Below are 17,945 nucleotides of genomic sequence, written 5' to 3' on the forward strand. Positions count from 1 at the left end.
GTTTTAGCGTTGGGGATCCACCTCTTCCCATTCCGAACAGAGAAGTTAAGCCCAACCACGCCGATGGTACTGCGTATAGTGGGAGAGTAGGTAGCTGCCGTTTTTTTTTAGATAGCGGGTGATGAGTTGTAAGACTTGTTACCCGCTATTCTTTTTTAGACCGCGCCCGCGCTGTTCCCGCTGTTTTATTCTCTCTCTTTCCTCTCTCTTTCCTCTCTAACCTCTTTCTCTTGCTTCTCTTCTTTCCTCAAGAGCGAAGGAAAGCAAGAGGTAGAGAAAACACAGCCTGAATGCTACTACAAACAATTGCTCTAACTATTTCCTTATCTATTCCTCCCGCTATATACCCCAACTTCTAACCCTCTCTTTCTATTACATGCTGATCTTTATTGCTCTACTCCGTTTATTGCTTTGATTCTTTGTCCTCTTGTCTCCTTTAATTTGTACTTTTGCGGAGCTGTGGATTTGTCTGCTCGGCCTTTTGTTCTGCCATTGTAGTAGATATTGTCCGGCTCAACGGCCTTTCTTGTTTGGAGAGGCATTTATATCAGTTTTGTAACGAAATAGTTCAGAGATATATGGGGATAGTGGTAAGTGGGATTCGGCCGACAGGTAATCTCCATTTAGGTAATTATTTTGGGGCTTTGCGATCTTTTTTGGAAATGCAGCAGAGCTATGATTGTAAGTTTTTCATTGCAGATTGGCATTCACTCACAACTCATCCTCGTCCGGAAAATATAGTTCGTAATGTTCGTTCCATATTAGCGGAGTATTTGGCCGTTGGTATAGATCCTGAGAAGTCTACCATTTATGTTCAGAGCGATGTGCCGGAAGTCTTGGAGCTTTATCTCTACTTGAATATGAATGCCTATTTGGGAGAGCTGGAGCGCACGACTACTTTCAAGGAAAAAGCTCGTAAGCAGCCTGAAAATGTCAATGCAGGTTTGCTGACTTATCCTACGCTTATGGCAGCGGATATTTTGATACATCGTGCGGAGAAAGTGCCAGTAGGAAAGGATCAGGAACAGAATATGGAGATGGCTCGGAAGTTTGCTCGTAGATTTAATACAATCTATGGGGTGGATTTTTTTCCTGAGCCGGCTTCTTTCAGTTTAGGGCGTGAAGCGGTCAAGGTACCGGGCTTGGATGGTAGTGGCAAAATGGGTAAGAGTGAAGGGAACGCTATTTATCTCTCTGATACAGAGAAAGAAATACACAAGAAAGTGATGAAAGCGGTGACTGATTCTGGGCCTACCGAGCCAAATAGTGCTAAACCCGAGCCAATTGCCAATCTTTTCAAACTGATGGAATTGGTTTCTTCGGAAGAAGTCTACAAGTATTTCGATGCGGCTTACAACAATTGTGAGATCCGTTATGGAGATATGAAAAAGCAGCTCTCCGCCGACATCAATACCTACTGCGCTCCTATCCGAGAGCGGATAGTGGACATAGCGGCCGATACGGCTTATCTGGATAGGGTTGTGAGGATGGGAGCTGAGAAAGCCAGAGAGAGTGCTGCTGCTACCCTTCGGGAGGTTCGGCAGATAATAGGCTTCACAGCACGATAATTAACCACTTACTTAAAAAGAAATACAGGAATTGAGATGGAAATAAAGGGAAAAGTGATAGCTGTGCTTCCTTTGATGTCCGGTAAGGGACAAGCCTCGGGAAAGGAATGGAGCAAGCAAGAGTATGTGATAGAGACTGTGGATAGCGAATATCCCAAGAAGATTTGTTTCAACCTTTGGGGCGACCGTATCAAGCAGTTCAATATACAGATGGGTGAATTGATCACAGTACAAGTAGATATAGAGAGTCGTGAGTACAATGGCCGTTGGTATACAGATGTGAGAGCTTGGCGAGTAGACCGAGGGATTTCTAATGAACAACCTTATGCTGCAGCCCCTGTTGCCGGCTATGCAGCTCCCATGCCAAGCCCTGCTACGCAGATAGCCGGTGCCGAGCAAGTACAATCACCCACTTCTCTTCCGGATTCTTCGGATATGGGGAGTGATTTGCCCTTTTAACAGCCTCTCCAAGGCTCCCTCTGACTGATATACCAAGGTTGGTGTCGATATTACAGCTTGTTGTTTTGTATTGAGACTTTGCCTTGTGTCAAAACTCTCTCATGTGAGGTCATTGTGTAATACAGCCCTCGCTGTGTTATTTCAGACATTTTAATTGGGGCGTATACTAAGGTACGCTCCCTTTACTTCTTGTCTCAAGACCTTACAGCTATTGTATTCCGAAAGATTTGGCGAGATCTGTGCAGGTGTCTTTAGGGGGAGTTCATACGATAGTCTCTTCTTGTAATTTTGGAATGCTTCGGGAAGTTCTTCGATAGCAATGCAGATTGTTCTTATAGTGGTCGGGAAAACAGACCAGGGAGAGTTGGATACCCTTATCTCCTGTTATACAAGCCGTTTACGTCATTATATCCCTTTTGAATTGCAAGTGATACCGGATGTGAAACTTGCTAAGTCCCGAGGAGTAGAGGTACAGAAGCAGCAGGAAGGAGAGGAAATCCTGAAACGGCTCCATCCTGGAGATCATGTTGTCTTGCTGGATGAGCGAGGTAAGGCCCTTTCGAGTCGAGAGTGGGCCTCCTCCCTTGAGCAACATATGCTGAACAGCACTAAGCGTATCGTTTACATCATTGGTGGACCTTATGGATTTTCTGCTGATTTGTATCGGAGGGCGGATATGCAGTTGTCATTGAGCCGACTCACCTTTTCCCACCAAATGGTACGTCTTTTTGTCGTAGAGCAACTATACAGGGCTTTTACCATTCTTCGGGGGGAGCCTTATCATCATGATTAGATATATTAGAACAATAAACGAGTAAATAAAAAATGAATTGGCAAGAGAAGTATAAGGATCGTATCGTATCCACTGACGAAGCTGTTGTTCGTAGTCTTCAACCAGGAGCACGTGTCGTATTCGGCCATGCTGCTGCTGCTCCACAGCACTTTGCAGAGGCGATGTTTCGCAATCGCGAGAGCCTGCGGGATATAACCGTTTTTCACATGCTTTATTTCGGAAAGGCTTGGCATTTGATGCCTGAAATGGAGGGACATGTGAGGGGCTTTCTCAACTTCTTGGAGGGTAACTCCCGTTCTGCCTACCGGGATCGTCGAGTGGACTTTGTTCCTTGTCATTTTCACGAAGTACCCGAGCTTTTCTCTCAGGGCTTTTATCCTGTGGATGTTGCTGTCGTACAAGTTTCGGAACCCGATGCCGAAGGTCGTTGTTCCTTTGGGGTATCTGCCGACTATACCAAGCCCGCAGCCATGGCTGCCAAAGTCGTGGTAGCAGAGATCAATCCTCAGATGCCGTATATAGGGGGGGACAACTTAATCTCCTTGGAGGAGATAGACTATATGATCCCTATCGATCAGCCTGTAGTAGAGGTAATCAATCCTCCGGTAGGGGAAATAGAGATGCAAATAGGCAAGCATTGTGCCGAGTTGATTCAGGATGGGGCAACTCTGCAGTTAGGTATTGGAGGAATTCCCGATGCAGTGTTGAGCAGTTTGGATGGGAAAAAAGATATCGGCATACATACCGAGATGTTTACCGATGGAGTGATGCATGCCATTCGTTCGGGTTTGATCAATGGCAAGGCAAAAACACTTCATCCGGGGAAGGTTGTCACTTCAATTATCATGGGAAGTGAAGAGCTGTATCGTTTTGTTGACCATAATGACATGATCGAGTGTTATCCGGTGAATTATGTCAATAACCCCTATGTGATAGCCAAGAATGATCGCCTGGTTTCTATCAATTCTTGTATAGAAATGGATTTGACAGGGCAGGCTGCATCGGAGTCAATCGGGTATGAACAGTTTAGTGGTACTGGTGGGCAGGTTGATTTCCTTCGTGGAGCCAGGTACTCAAAAGGAGGTATCTCCATTATGGCTTTCCCTTCCACGGCTAAAGCAGGAGAGCAGTCACGTATCGTCCCTATACTGAAAGAGGGTGCTACTGTCACCAGTGGGCGGATGGAGATAGATTATGTAGCTACCGAATATGGTGCTGTACGTCTGAGAGGTCGGAGTCTACGCGAGCGAGCTGAGCTTTTGATTTCTATTGCTCATCCCAAGTTTAGGCCTTGGCTGGAGGAAGAGTATCGCAAGCGTTTTTGTAAATCTGTAAATAAATAAACGAGGAAAAGGGCGGAGTGTCTTTATGGATATTCCGTCCTTTTATTTTTTTTCTATTTATCATCTTGTAAAATGAGACTGTCTTTGTTTCGTATTTGGCTTTTGCCGGTTGTCTTTGTTCTGGCCATGGGGTGCAGTAAGGATGTGCCAAGCGATTTTTTCTATGAGGATGAGAGTTATCTCCATTTGGAAATAGGGTCGAATCTTTCTCCGCTCCGTTCAGATCCAGAGGATCCTATGCAGAAAATTTTGTCTTTGAGCATTGCTTTTTTCGATGCCAATACAGGCAAGTTGGAGTTTCTTAAGGAGCTGTCCCCAGCCGAATTACCCTCTGTGACTGTAGCTATCCCGAAAGGTAGATACAAGGTGGTGGCAATAGCCAATCCGGTGCCTAAGTATGAGGCAATGCTGACTCTTGGTAGTCCTCTGAGTGCTTTGACATCAGAGCCTATGTCCGGTGTCACGGTTGATAAGTTGGCATATACGGACAAGAAAGATATTTCTCGTTTGCTGGCTATCCCTATGCTCAACGATCAGGGGCCGGTAGAGGTCTTGCCGGAGCAGTTTGTTCAGACAAGAGAAGGAACCGGTGAGCAGACTGTGAATATCAGACTTGAGCCAGTATTGGCTAGAGTTGTTGTTTATGGAAAACCTCAGATAGAAGGTGGTAGCATAAAGGAGGATGGTTCGGAATACAGATCTTGCTATATGATTTCCGGTTTGTACAAGAAAATTTATCCTATGCGTATGCCGGACAAGCTGGATGGAGGAGAAACAAAAGAGGAGGCAGGAGACCAATCCGATCCGCAGCGTCGCTATGCTCGCTGCCCCGGCTTTGATGATGGCAGCATGGAAGGAGCCCCTTTGTCCGATAGTTTTGGGTTTATCTCTACTGAATCAATGGTCAAGGGTTTGTATGCCCCGGATGTTCAGCCCGATTTGAGTAAGCGTTTCGACCTCTCTCTCTTGGCTTATAGCAGAGAAAGTACGATGAAACCGGATGCTTACTTTAGAGGAGGTACACCGTTTGCCCTCATTCGCTACCACTATCTTCCCGCTTCGTTGTCTTTTACTCCCGGAGGAGATTATAGTTGGGTAGGCTTTGGTTCCCGTTGTATGTTATTGTCAGAGTTCAAGTCTTATGTAGAGAAAGTCGAGAAGGGCAAATCCATTCCGGTTCCCGGTCTGGCAGAGGCTATCCGTAAGGTACGTGCCTCAAGAGAATTCGATTATACACGTGCATTTGAGCAGGAGGGTATCCGCTATTACCACAAGGCGGCCAACTACTACCTTGTTTATATTCGTCATTTCGGGGATGAACAGGCTCCCGGTAAGAGATCTTATGGTCGCTATGGGATTGTGCGAAACAACGAATACCGTATCAAAGTCAATAAAATATCCGGCCCGGGTATGGCTGTGGTTCCCAATTTGGCTGGCAATGCTTCGCGATTGGATGAAGGATCTTTTGTGGGAATGAAGATGACAGTCAATGCTACCAATATCAGAGAGCAGGAGGTAAGTTTCTAATTCCTTCATTCTTTATTATCCTCTCCGAAGTCAACTGTTGGGGAAGTTTTTGGGGTAGGTGTGGTGAGAGAAACTCCACACTTCTGGCTGTTTTGTGCTATTTCTTTGCCAGAAAAGACTTTGGAAAACATATCGGATGTGCTGTAATGAGGGTTTATAATTGGCAAGATCGGTCTTTTATTCTCTTTTCTTTAGATAAATCGTGCTACATTAAGAATAACTTGTAACTTTGCCTTTGCGATCGATATTTAGGTAATACGATGAAAGAGTTACACTTTGAAGATATTCGCCGTGAGTATAAGAGTCAACAGCTAACTCGCTCTCAGATGCCGGAAGATCCGTTTGAGAAAGTTATTGCGTGGTTGCAAGATGCTCTCGATGCGCGTACCTATGAGCCTACTGCTGTGATCGTTTGCACATCGACTTTGGATGGACATCCGAGTGCACGCACAGTGTTGCTCAAAGAGTTTATTAACGGAGAGTTTATTTTTTATAGCAACTATGAGAGTCGCAAGGGACGACAAATGGCGGCTAATCCTCATGTTTCTCTCACTTTTCTGTGGCACGAGCTGGAGCGGCAGATCCATGTGGAAGGCACCGTACGTCATTTAGAACCGGAATTGAGCGATGCTTACTTTAGGCAGCGCCCATACAAAAGTAGGATAGGAGCTCGAATTTCACCCCAAAGTCGCCCTATACCGGGGCGGAGTTTTATTGTAGCCCAGTTTGCCAAGGAGTCTCTTAAATATGTTGGCCGAGAGGTGCCGAGACCCGATCATTGGGGAGGTTTTGCTGTTAAGCCGGTACGCATCGAGTTTTGGCAGGGGAGAGAGAGCCGGTTGCATGATCGTTTTTTGTATGAGCTGCAGGCCGATGGGAAATGGTCTATTGGTAGAATTGCCCCTTAACTAAAGTTTAGACAAAATGAACAAGACAGAACTACTCAAATACTTGATAGACGAGATAGAAGAGTATGCCGATGTAATGGGCCTTGGAGACTGCCTCACTCCCTCTTCTTTTGCAGCTTTCCTCTCTGTGCGTACTCGTTCTATTGCAGGAGACAAGGCTCCGGAACAGCCCGATCGGTTGGACATAAACATAGCGAGAGATTTTGCCCTGATATATAGATATTCTCGCTCCTATGTGAAACGAGCCATGCAGGACAGCAAATTGCAAACTTTGGAGGAATATACTTATCTAGCCACCTTGCTCACGGGAGGGGTGATGACTAAGACGGAGCTGAATAATGCTAATGCAATGGAGAAGACATCTGGAGCAGAGGTAATACAGCGTTTAATAAAGAAAGGTCTGGTGTCTCAGCAAGCCAGCCGTACCGATCGCCGTTCTATGGATGTGAGTATTACGGAAGAAGGACGACAGGAGATATTTAAGATCTTTGCTCCACTGAAAAAGAGCGCAGCTCTCTTGACCTCTTCTCTCAAAGAGGGGCAGAAGGTTTTGCTCTCAAGAATACAGACTGTGTTGTGTGCAGATAACCATCAACTATTCCTTGAGCATCGAGAGACTCCTCTTGAAGAGTTGGCCGAGCTGAAGGGGGTAACGGTAGATAACACAACAACCAGCCATGGACGTGCTTCTCGAGGAGTGTCGGCCGGGAACAAATAATCTCGGATGCGATCCGTGACTTTGCTGTCTGCAAAAGATTTGGCCACCTGCCCTCCGATTTGTCATATTGTATTCCGAAACTCGGAAAGAGGGGTAGAGAAACCGGGTGAATTCCCGGCCGGTGTATTGAGGTATGCAGGTTTTGATTGGCAGGTCTATAGTTTGGAGAGAGGAGAGAAACAGAGTCTGGAACATATTCTTATCAGCGGTATAAAACTACTTGGTCCATCTTTGTCAGTGAAGGATGATGTCGAGGGTACCCCATTGTCTCTCGCGGATTTTCCGCAAGAGACAATGGGGCTTTTTTATTATGGAGACAAGGAGAGAAACGAGAGGTTGACCCAGCCGAAGAAAATTGTTCCGCTATTCGAACCGATGAGCACAGCCAGCCTTTTGGAGCAACAGGTTTGGTCGGCTCTCTGTCGTATCCCGATTGGTTGTTGTTGCAGTTACTCAGCCATTGCTGAGTTTATTGGACGGCCTCGGGCGGTGCGAGCTGTCGCTTCTGCCATAGGGCGAAATCCTCTTGCTCCGATTGTCCCATGCCATAGAGTTGTGCGTAGCGATGGGTCGATAGGAGGGTATTACTATGGCACAGATATTAAGCAATCTATCCTTGCTTATGAAAGATCTATTGCAAAATAAGGATTGCTACATTGTTATCTCCAACCGGAGAACATGTGGGGCAACAGTCCCAATCAGGCTTGATCAACCATTTCTATAGACTTCTATCTCCCCTTGTCTTAAGACCATGCAACAGGTTTCAATTCGGATAGAGAGTTTTGATATTGTTCGCAGTGGTTCAGTTCTTTCCTCTCTCTCCTCTCTTCTTTCGCAAATGAAGGCTTCGGAGCTTGATTTGATTTTTCCACAAAAGCAATAAAGCTTTCAGTCAAAAGAAAGGATGTTTTCGGAATGTATTCTTGTATATTCGACTTAATTCGATATCTTCACTGCGAGGGAGGTGTCGTTTTTGCACCTATCCTGCATCTTTATCCCTTGAGAGGGTAAGGGATTCCTCCTCTCGGATATTGATACTTGCGTTAAGAAAAGAGAATCCTCGACCAAATTGACAGGAAGAGAAAAGCTATGGAACTTTACAACCAATTTAAGAACCTTCGCCCTCAGCCCAAGGGCGTGCTCGGTCGTTCCACTTTGTACCTTATGTTGCTTCTGTGTCTGGGGCAGCTGCTGGGAGGTGCGTTGCTCATCCCCACTCGGGCTCATGCAGAGGACTACGCCGGTCTGGCAGGCAACGAAGAGATTCGGAGTATCTCTGATGAGTATCCCGATGATTTGCCCATGACAGAGGATAAGACAATTAAGATGACCTTCCATCGTGCTGCTGGAGAGCAGATTGTCCTTGATATTTCAGGTACCGAGGGCGAATTTGTTGTGGAAGGTGTGCTGGAAGATGCTCCGTACACGGGACGGAGAACTTATACCCTTACAGAAGACAAGGTCGTTATTCGAGGCGATATTACGGCTTTGGACTGCAAAGGCAACAATTTATCCACTCTTGAGGCCATCGGGGGCGACAAATTGATACGTATAGACTGTTCTGGCAATCAACTCAAATCATTGGTAATCGTCAATCAGTCAGCTCTTACCCATCTCTTTTGCCAACGAAATTATTTGTTGGAGCTTGAGATTGTGAACAGCCCGAACTTACAGCGTATAGACTGCTATGAGAATTGGATTAGGGGCGACTTTATGACTAACCTGATTAGGCATTTGCCTGCTCGCTCTACTCCGGGTGTGCTCTTAGCTGTAAACAGTCTGTCCCCTCTTCCGGATAAAGAAAATACTTGCTTCAAGAATGATGTTGTTCTTGCCCGGAGTTTGGGTTGGATTGTGAAAGACTATTTGGCTGGTGAAAACAATGGAGATGGAGTCCCCTATGCAGGCAATGACCCTATTTACTTCCCTGTGACGATTGCACCTACCGAGCATGGACGTGTTTGGATAGACAACCCGGATCCTTCAAGGATTCAAAAAGACGATGCGGTTGTGGTGCATACCGAAGCTGAGCAGGGGTACGAATTGTCGGAGTTGACAGCCAACGGAAAGGATATCAAGAGGTATCCTGTTTTCTATATTTCCGAGCCAACGAGAGTGGAGGCTACTTTCAAACTTGCCGGAATTTATTCTGTTTCCCTGCTTCCGATAGAAGGTAAGGGGGAGGTCTTCATAGAGGGCGCGGAGGATTTGACCAGAGTACCTGCCCAAACACAATTGAAGGTTAAGTGTAAACCTGCCTTGGGATACCGGTTATCTGCTGTGTATGCCGGAAATGAAAATATTACCCGTATCTGCTCCTTTGCTGTGAACGAAGATACAGAGGTGCGAGTTGTTTTCCAGGAAGCACAACCCTATGAAGATTACATCGAGATCGGTCGTGCATTTACCGGCCCTCTCAACCTCACGATTGGGCAGAATATGGCTACCGTTATGCCAGAAGTGCAGGGTGGAAAGATTAGGGAAGTCCATTATGACCAAATGATTATCGATGCCGAGGAGAATGTCATACGCATCAGTGCTATGATCGAAAAGTTTGCTTGCCCCTCTGTTCAGGCCAATAGCCTGAATGTTACCCATGCCAGACTTTTGATTGATTTGAATTGTGCACAGAACGACTTGGATCGTTTGGATTTGAGTGGTAATCAGTTGCTTACGAAGCTTAGTTGCGAAGGTAACAAACTTTCCCAACTGGACTTTACAAATTGTCCGAAGCTCCGTTTCGTGAATGTGTGTCGCAATCAAATTGCCGGCAATGACATGGATCGGCTTATCAGCAGCCTTCCTGTTCGGACTGCCGAGGATCAGGCTCAGTTGATTGTGGTAGACGAGTCGTTCCCGAACGAAGGCAACGAGTGTCTGTCCGAACAGGTTGCCAGAGCCAAAGCCAAAGGATGGCAGGTCTATAACTATAACGGAGGTGAGCAGGATGCGCAGCTTTATGTAGGGGGAGAGAATAAGAATACTCGCTCTGTGAATTCTTTGTCCGAAGGAAGATTGCGTTGCTATCCCAATCCGACGGGAAGTGATGTTACCATTGAGGGAGCTGCTCCGAATACGCTTATTCAGTTGATAAGCCCGACAGGAGCTGCCATTTACTCCGGACGGACAAATCTTGATGGAGAGGCTCGAGTATATCTTGTCGATTTCCCAGCTGGAGAGTACATCTTGCGTATCGGTAAGGAGGTGCGTGTTATCATCAAGAGGTGAGTCAATGTCCCCTATCGGACTATTATCCCTCCCTTCCAATTTGTTTGGAGATTTTTCTCTCGGGAGGATCTGGGGCTTTCTACACCGGATTGACATAGGCAACAACATCCTTGTTGTTCATAAGGCTGAAGCGACGGCTCAAGGGATGAGTAATTCCTTGGGCCGTTTTCCTTTTCGTCAGGGAATGAATGTTGGTAGAAAAATCAATGACTGGCCTGAAAAAACTTGTTGGGTAGGGTACGGCTGTCTCCTAAAAGAAGATGGATTTGCCGTCGATTTAGTGAACTGGACTATTGCTTAAGTTTATATGTTTTGTAAAAAATGGATTGCGGAAAAATGGAGGAAAATAAGCCACATAGACAGATGAATATTCCTTCCCTTCGTAGGAATCTTATAGGACTCTCAAAATTCCCTATTCATCGGTGTTCTGAAAGGGCAAAATTCTCTCCTATATGAAATTTTGCTAACACAGGAGAGAATAATATTTTTCTGAGGAGAGAATTTTCTTTTTCTCCCGTGTTAGCAAAAAACGACTCCGCTCAGCATCAAAAAGAGGTGAGAAAAAGCAACTAAAAAGGCCATGATTTGAGCAGAAAAACGGAATAAAACAGAAACAGATAAATGCAAAAATAAACAGGGGTAAACATGGTGGTATAACGCATAAAATCTCTATTGAGGCTGTTGTATGAAGAGCTGATTGTCACATTGTGCAAGGGGGCATAAAACGAAAAAAGCCCGTCTTGTGCAGACGGGCAAGTTGAGGTAGATAATCTATATGTCAATTAGGCTTGGCTGAAAGCTACAGCATAATATTTCATTTGCTTGAGCATAGCCAACAAACCGTTGGAACGAGTGGGGGACAAGTGTTCGCTTAATCCCATTTTCTGTATAAAGTAAAGGTCTGCTTCTGCGATTTCTTTGGCTGTCCGATTGTCCAATACTCTCAATAGGAGTGCTACCAGTCCTTTGACAATAAGTGCATCGCTATCAGCTCGGAAGTGCAAGCGACCATCACGCATCTCGGCTACGATCCATACCCGGCTTTGACAACCTTCGATAAGCATTTCGGGCTTCTTCTCCTCATCTTTGAGTCCTTCCAGGTTGGAACCCAGATCGATCAGGAGGGCATATTTGTCCATCCAATCGTCGAAGGCTCCAAATTCCTCTACTATTTTGTCTTGTACTTCGTTGATCGATTTCTTATCCATTGGTATCCTGATTATTGTTTTTCTTCATCTATTATAGCTTTCACTGTTTTACCCACAGCTTCGAGGGTTTGCCGATCTATTATGTCCATATTGTCGTTCATGGTATGCCAATAGTGACCAAACCCTTTTTCTCTACCCGGATCGTAGTTGACAATGTTGGCTATACGTATGTTGCGGTGTCTTTGCACGGGTACATGATCGTCTGTTAGATAGCCTCCACTGGCGTGGACAAAGTATTTGCCATATCCCAGGCTTGCGGCTTTATCCCAGATTTTGGATACTACCATGGGGGCATAGTCGCGAGAGAATCCCTCCCAATAGAATTTGGCCTCTTTGGCTCCTACCATGTCCAGTAAGATGCCATATTCGGCTTTGTAGTCTTTTGTATGTGGATTTTTTGCCCAGTAGTCGGATCCGAGACACCACGAATTTTCCTCATTGGAGCTACCATAGTCCTCTACATCGAAAAGAACAATGTCGATGCCTATCGCAGGGGAGACCAATCCCCATTGTCGAGCCAACTCCAGTAGTACACCTACTCCACTGGCTCCGTCATCAGCTCCCGATATGGGTTTGTTGTGGTTGGCAGTATTGGAATCCTGATCGGCAAAGGGGCGCGAATCCCAGTGAGCAGCCAACAGAATACGACGGGTCGCAGCCTCGTTGTAAACCCCTATGATATTGTGGCAGGGCAACATTTTCCCATCAAAGCTCTTTACTTGTGTTTTTTGCAGAATTACTTTTGCTCCTGATTGTTCCAATTGGGCTTGTAGCCAATCCGAACATTTTTGCCATGCTTCCGTCCCTGGGACACGTGGCCCGAACGATACTTGATGTGCAATATAGCGGTAGGCACTGTCTGCATCGAAGAGAATAGTTGAGCGGACACTGTCTTGTGGATCGATAGAGCCGGTGTCATCGACCTTTTTGCTGTTCTTGCTTTGGCAACTACCCAGCAGTAGAGCCACTGCGAATGTGCAGACATAGAGAAGAGCCAGGGGTACCTGTCGGACGTGGAGATAAAAGGAATTTGTCATTCGGATTGTGTGTAAAGCTGTTTGAGATCTGCTATAACCTCGAATTATATTCATTCCGACAAAGATACACAAACACTTCAAGCTCAGGGAAGTTCTTTTTCTCAATCTTGCTCAAGTCTAATCCTTTTGCTTTAACTTTGTGCCGATTTGCCGAGAAGCAGTCCGAGCGATGTGGCTGCGGCATGACGTAATACAGCATAGACGAAAAATGATTAACCGAACCATCATTCGCACACGGGCTCTGCAAATAGCTTATGCATACCAACACCGCGAAATGGCCCCTATCCGAGCGATAGTAGAAGCACTTGAACTAAGTCTCAAAGAGACGTACGAATTTTATCTTCACTTTCTTGGTCTACTCTCCGATTTGACAGATTTGCACTGCGAACTGCTCGAAGCACGCAAGCATAAGCATCTGGCTACAAAGGAGGATAAAAATCCAGATATGCGTCTAGCAAACAATAGTTTGGCTGTAAGGATGAGGCAGTCCCCCATACTGCAGGAGTACGCTTCTTCGGCTGTGGTGAATTGGCGTTCAAACGACTCGCTGCTGCGTCGTCTGCTGAATAAGCTATTGGCTTCTGATGCTTATCGCAATTATCTGTCTGCCGAACCTTCGATAGAGGCCGATACGACATTTTGGGCAGAGGTATATCGCGATTTGATCTTTTGTGACGAGGATGTGGCTGAGGAGCTTGAGGCTTACTCTCCTTTTTGGGATAACCCATTGCAAATCACAGAAAAATATGGCTGTGAGGAGATGCCCGATATCGAAACAATAGATGAGGCCGTTGAAGAGTTGAAAGCGCAGGGAAACTACCGATATGTTAGGGCTGATACGGTACCGGTAGAGATCGCCAAAGACTTTGTCTTGAAAACAATACGCAAAATGAAAGACAATGAAGGGCCGGATAGCGGTATTTCACCTATGTATAAAGACCCTTCCGATCGGCAGTTCGCTATTGATCTGATTTCTCTGACAATAGAAAACGGACAAGACTACCGGCAAAAATTGCAGTCTTACCTTATCAATTGGGATGGCGAGCGTGTAGCCGATATCGACATGCTTATCATGCAAATGGCAATGGTCGAAATATCCGAGATGGACGAAATACCGGCCCACATTAGTATTAACGAATATATTGAACTGGCCAAAAGTTACTCCACCCCCAAAAGCTATGCTTTTATCAACGGAGTGCTCGACAAACTAGCTCAACAAATGGCAAAGAAAAAAAGTCGATAGAGCAACCCTACATTTATGCAAAACATCAGAAACATTGCTATCATCGCCCACGTAGACCATGGCAAAACAACCTTGGTAGACAAAATGCTGCTGGCCGGTAAACTTTTCCGAGACGACAAAGCGGCCGAAGTAAGCACTTTCCTTGACAATAATGATTTGGAGCGCGAGCGAGGTATCACGATCCTATCCAAAAACGTGAGTATTCGCTATCGAGATTGCAAGATCAACATCATAGATACCCCGGGGCACTCCGACTTTGGCGGAGAAGTGGAGCGAGTACTCAATATGGCAGACGGATGTCTGTTGCTGGTGGATGCTTTTGAGGGGCCGATGCCACAAACGAGATTTGTGTTGCACAAAGCCATAGAAATGGGCTTGAAACCGATCGTTGTAATAAATAAGGTAGACAAGCCCAACTGTCGTCCGTCGGAAGTGCAGGAGATGGTGTTTGATTTGATGTTCAGCCTTGATGCCACTGAAGATCAGTTGGATTTCCCTACAATCTACGGCTCTGCCAAACAGGGTTGGATGAGTGCCGACTACAACAAGCCTACCGATAATATCGCTCCTCTGCTGGATGCTATCGTGGATCACATACCCCCTCCGTCTCAGCTGGAAGGCCCGGCGCAAATGCTGATTACCTCGCTTGATTATTCCAGCTATTTGGGACGCATCGCTATCGGGCGTATACATAGAGGTACATTACGCAGTGGGCAGGAAATAGCTCTGTGCAAGAGAGACGGAACTGTGGTTAAGCAGCGGATTAAGGAACTGGATACCTTCGAAGGATTGGGACGAGCTGAAACAGCAGAAGTCTCTTCCGGAGATATCTGTGCGGTGGTGGGTCTGGAAGGTTTTGAGATTGGCGAAACAATAGCCGATGCGGCCCAGCCGGAAGCCTTGCAAGCCATTGCAGTAGACGAGCCTACGATGAGTATGCTCTTTACCATTAACAACTCTCCTTTCTATGGTAAGGACGGTAAGTTCGTTACCAGCCGTCATATATACGAGCGACTGATGCGTGAGCTGGATAAGAACTTGGCATTGCGTGTAGAGCCTACCGATTCTGCCGATTCCTGGCTTGTTTATGGTCGAGGAGTGCTGCACCTCTCTGTCCTTATCGAGACAATGAGACGCGAGGGTTACGAATTGCAGGTTGGTCAGCCACAGGTGATCATCAAAGAAATAGATGGCGAACGCTGTGAACCGATAGAGCAGCTCACTATCAATTTGCCTGAGGACTACTCCAGTCGTATTATCGACATGGTGACCAAGCGAAAAGGCGAGATGACCATGATGGATAGCAAGCAGGGACGAGTATTTTTGGAGTTCAAGATCCCTTCGCGTGGAATTATCGGTCTGAATAATAATGTATTGACGGCTTCGGCCGGAGAGGCTGTTATGGCTCATCGTTTCCTCGGATTTGAACCTTGGAAAGGGGAGCTCGATCGTCGTGCCAATGGCTCTATCATTGCTCTGGAGAGTGGGACAGCCTATGCTTATGCCCTCAATAATCTACAAAGTCGTGGTAAATTCTTTATCAGCCCTCAAGAAGAAGTCTATGCTGGTCAAGTGGTAGGTGAGCACACCAAGGAGGGAGACTTGGTCGTTAATGTTTGCAAGAGCAAGAAACTCACCAATATGCGAGCTTCGGGAAGTGACGACAAGGTTAGCTTGGCTCCCCCCATTGTGTTCAGTTTGGAGGATGCTTTGGAATACATCAAGGCAGACGAATATGTAGAAGTGACACCGCATGCCATGCGTATGCGTAAGATCATTCTGGACGAGACCGAGCGTAAGCGAGCCAATCGCAGTTGATCGGCTTTCTATCGAAGACTCCCCTGGTTGCTTTTGCGGAGACGCAACAAAGAGGGGGCTGTGTCAAAATCCGAAAATAGATTTTCCAACTATCGAAAAGACACGAATGACATCTTAATCATACAAGAAAAAACCGCTATCAAATAGGATTTTATCCTTTTTGGTAGCGGTTTTCCTATGCAAATGATAGTATCCTTTACTCCAAACTGAATTTTGACACTCCCTCCCTATTTAGGTGCGTTAGAATGCGCAGAACGCAAGGCACTAAGACCGAGGCTGAAGGGAGCATACTTAGAAGAAGTAACCGAAGCCGAATGTTGCAAGTAACACAGCAGTTTGCATATTAATGACACACCGCCTTTTGTCGCAAAAAGGCTTATCTCAGATCAGCTGGCACCTCGCATTAGCAGTATTGCCACCATGTTGTTTATTAGGTGCAGCAGTATAGCCATACCAATACCGCGGCGTATGCGTATATAGGCCAGATAATATCCAAATAGGAATATAGGAGCAATACAGAGCAGGTAGACAGGTAGGCCAATCCATTCAAAAGTTTCTAGATTGCCTAAGTGAGCCAGCCCGAAAAGCAGACTGAACAAGACCACGATGCTTCCTTTGTATCGCCCTATCTGTGGCATACTACGCCTAAATCCCCAGTAGAAACAAAATCCTAATACAAGGATAAGGATTGCAAAAGAGAGTTGGAAAGAGAGAGGAGTCAATCTCAAGGGCCCTACAGCGCAGTATAGTAGACTACTGCTTAGGCACAGAGCCAGAGGGGTCGGTTTGAGGTTGAGACCATAGCGGAATGCAAATTCTTCCAGTGCTGGAGCTATTAGTATGGCAAACACGGACAATAGCCATTTCTCTGCAATTTTGTGGTTGTACCCTAACATCTGCTCAGCCGGATTGATTGTATTGTAGGTGGAGGCAATCCATTCTCCCCAAGACAGAGCTATAGGTCTGCAGATAGCTCCCAGAATAATGATGGACAAGAATATGGTCAGGATCTCCAACGAGAGATTGAGCATTCTTTGCCGTCTTTGTGGAGCTACTCCCTCTACAGAATAGACTGTTGAGGGGTGAGGTAGAAAGTTTATTAGTGGCTTAATCGTTCCCTTCATGACAGAGGCAAAAATAAAAAAACGGGCTGCAACATCAATTTGCAGCCCGTTTTTAATCTAACTCTGCCTCTAAATGGAGCTTTATTTGCGATAGTCGAAGAAGCCGATACCGCTTTTACGCCCCAAATGCCCTGCGCGAACTTTCTTTTTCAGCAATACATGCGGACGATACTTGGGATCTCCGTACTCGTTGAAAAGAACTTCCATGATAGCCAGGCAAACGTCTAGACCGATAAAGTCTCCCAAAGTCAATGGCCCCATTGGGTGATTGGCTCCGAGTTTCATTGCTTCGTCTATTTCTTCTGCAGAAGCAACTCCATCGGCCAAAATACCTACTGCCTCGTTGATCATGGGGATCAAGATACGGTTTACCACAAATCCAGGAGCTTCATTCACCTTTACGGCTGTTTTTTCAAGTTTTTCGCAAAGATCGAGTACAGCTTGCAAGGTCTCGGGAGCAGTCTCTTCTCCGCTGATAACTTCTACGAGCTTCATTACTGGTACTGGGTTGAAGAAGTGCATCCCGATTACTCTGCTGGGAGCTTCGGCTCCCGCCGCCAAATCCGTAATACTGAGGGAGGAGGTGTTAGTTGCAATGATAGCATCCCGGCGCAGTACACCGCAGAGAGTGCGTATAGCTTCTTTTTTTACCTCCATGTCTTCGGCAATAGCCTCTATTACGATGTCCATTTCGGACAAATCATCGTAGCTGCGAGTCGGCACAATGCGTCCCATTATGGCTTCTACCTCTTCGGCTTGCATCTTGCCTTTGGCAACCATCTTGTCTAGACCTTTGCGGATAGAGCCTATTGCATTGGCAAGCGATTCTTCCGAACGACCCTTGACTACCACTACCATGCCGTGCTGGGCAATACACTGAGCAATGCCACGCCCCATGGCACCGTTACCTACTACTGCAATTTTCATGAGTACTTATTTTTTGAGTTGATAATTATGTTGTTGCACCACGT

The 17,945-nt window shown here is 46.0% G+C and carries 16 protein-coding genes and 1 rRNA gene; 13 read left to right on the top strand and 4 right to left on the bottom strand.

What is annotated here, in order from left to right; genetic code table 11:
• From rrf to B5D48_RS07640, 11 genes are all read left to right on the top strand, one after another.
• Positions 1-103 (top strand): 5S ribosomal RNA (gene rrf / locus B5D48_RS07590); the annotation flags it as partial.
• A 475-nt stretch (positions 104-578) separates the two neighbouring features.
• Entirely contained in the window at positions 579-1,568 is a 990-nt protein-coding gene (gene trpS / locus B5D48_RS07595) for a tryptophan--tRNA ligase (RefSeq protein WP_023937276.1), read from the top strand.
• Positions 1,569-1,604: 36 nt separating this feature from the next.
• Positions 1,605-2,027 (top strand): DUF3127 domain-containing protein, encoded by a 423-nt coding sequence (locus tag B5D48_RS07600; RefSeq protein WP_023937274.1) that lies wholly within the window; start codon positions 1,605-1,607, stop codon positions 2,025-2,027.
• Between the two features lie 319 nt (positions 2,028-2,346).
• On the top strand, positions 2,347-2,820 hold the full coding sequence (gene rlmH / locus B5D48_RS07605) for a 23S rRNA (pseudouridine(1915)-N(3))-methyltransferase RlmH (protein ID WP_036888611.1): 474 nt from the start codon (positions 2,347-2,349) through the stop codon (positions 2,818-2,820).
• 32 nt (positions 2,821-2,852) lie between these two features.
• Positions 2,853-4,163 (top strand): acetyl-CoA hydrolase/transferase family protein, encoded by a 1,311-nt coding sequence (locus B5D48_RS07610; protein ID WP_023937272.1) that lies wholly within the window; start codon positions 2,853-2,855, stop codon positions 4,161-4,163.
• A 72-nt stretch (positions 4,164-4,235) separates the two neighbouring features.
• Positions 4,236-5,690, top strand: coding sequence for a fimbria major subunit (locus B5D48_RS07615; protein ID WP_023937271.1), 1,455 nt, complete (start codon positions 4,236-4,238; stop codon positions 5,688-5,690).
• A 260-nt stretch (positions 5,691-5,950) separates the two neighbouring features.
• A complete protein-coding gene (gene pdxH, locus B5D48_RS07620; protein ID WP_023937269.1) occupies positions 5,951-6,598 on the top strand; it encodes a pyridoxamine 5'-phosphate oxidase in 648 nt (215 codons plus the stop codon).
• 16 nt (positions 6,599-6,614) lie between these two features.
• On the top strand, positions 6,615-7,316 hold the full coding sequence (locus B5D48_RS07625; protein WP_023937268.1) for a MarR family winged helix-turn-helix transcriptional regulator: 702 nt from the start codon (positions 6,615-6,617) through the stop codon (positions 7,314-7,316).
• Positions 7,317-7,322: 6 nt separating this feature from the next.
• On the top strand, positions 7,323-7,961 hold the full coding sequence (locus B5D48_RS07630; protein ID WP_023937267.1) for a methylated-DNA--[protein]-cysteine S-methyltransferase: 639 nt from the start codon (positions 7,323-7,325) through the stop codon (positions 7,959-7,961).
• Positions 7,962-8,405: 444 nt separating this feature from the next.
• Positions 8,406-10,544 carry a T9SS type A sorting domain-containing protein gene (locus B5D48_RS07635; RefSeq protein ID WP_042120227.1) on the top strand — a complete coding sequence of 713 codons (2,139 nt, stop codon included), beginning with the start codon at positions 8,406-8,408 and terminating at the stop codon, positions 10,542-10,544.
• Between the two features lie 4 nt (positions 10,545-10,548).
• Entirely contained in the window at positions 10,549-10,845 is a 297-nt protein-coding gene (locus tag B5D48_RS07640; RefSeq protein ID WP_023937264.1) for a hypothetical protein, read from the top strand.
• A gap of 481 nt (positions 10,846-11,326) precedes the next feature.
• Here B5D48_RS07640 and B5D48_RS07645 read toward each other — a convergent pair whose 3' ends face one another.
• Together B5D48_RS07645 and B5D48_RS07650 are read right to left on the bottom strand one after the other, a co-directional pair.
• Positions 11,327-11,752, bottom strand: coding sequence for a SufE family protein (locus B5D48_RS07645; protein ID WP_023937260.1), 426 nt, complete (start codon positions 11,750-11,752; stop codon positions 11,327-11,329).
• 11 nt (positions 11,753-11,763) lie between these two features.
• Positions 11,764-12,789, bottom strand: coding sequence for a M28 family peptidase (locus B5D48_RS07650; RefSeq protein WP_042120226.1), 1,026 nt, complete (start codon positions 12,787-12,789; stop codon positions 11,764-11,766).
• Positions 12,790-12,958: 169 nt separating this feature from the next.
• Here B5D48_RS07650 and nusB point away from each other — a divergent pair, with 169 nt between their 5' ends.
• Both nusB and typA read left to right on the top strand, forming a co-directional pair.
• Positions 12,959-14,032 carry a transcription antitermination factor NusB gene (nusB, locus tag B5D48_RS07655; protein ID WP_078801715.1) on the top strand — a complete coding sequence of 358 codons (1,074 nt, stop codon included), beginning with the start codon at positions 12,959-12,961 and terminating at the stop codon, positions 14,030-14,032.
• Between the two features lie 15 nt (positions 14,033-14,047).
• Positions 14,048-15,850 carry a translational GTPase TypA gene (gene typA, locus B5D48_RS07660; RefSeq protein ID WP_023937254.1) on the top strand — a complete coding sequence of 601 codons (1,803 nt, stop codon included), beginning with the start codon at positions 14,048-14,050 and terminating at the stop codon, positions 15,848-15,850.
• Between the two features lie 386 nt (positions 15,851-16,236).
• On the opposite strand, the gene B5D48_RS07665 is transcribed toward typA, so the two are convergent.
• Positions 16,237-16,974, bottom strand: coding sequence for a CPBP family glutamic-type intramembrane protease (locus B5D48_RS07665; protein ID WP_023937250.1), 738 nt, complete (start codon positions 16,972-16,974; stop codon positions 16,237-16,239).
• Between the two features lie 81 nt (positions 16,975-17,055).
• Positions 17,056-17,901 carry a 3-hydroxyacyl-CoA dehydrogenase family protein gene (locus B5D48_RS07670; RefSeq protein ID WP_023937248.1) on the bottom strand — a complete coding sequence of 282 codons (846 nt, stop codon included), beginning with the start codon at positions 17,899-17,901 and terminating at the stop codon, positions 17,056-17,058.
• Positions 17,902-17,945: the final 44 nt, after the last annotated feature.

This window comes from Porphyromonas crevioricanis, assembly GCF_900167225.1.
GTDB lineage: Bacteria > Bacteroidota > Bacteroidia > Bacteroidales > Porphyromonadaceae > Porphyromonas > Porphyromonas crevioricanis.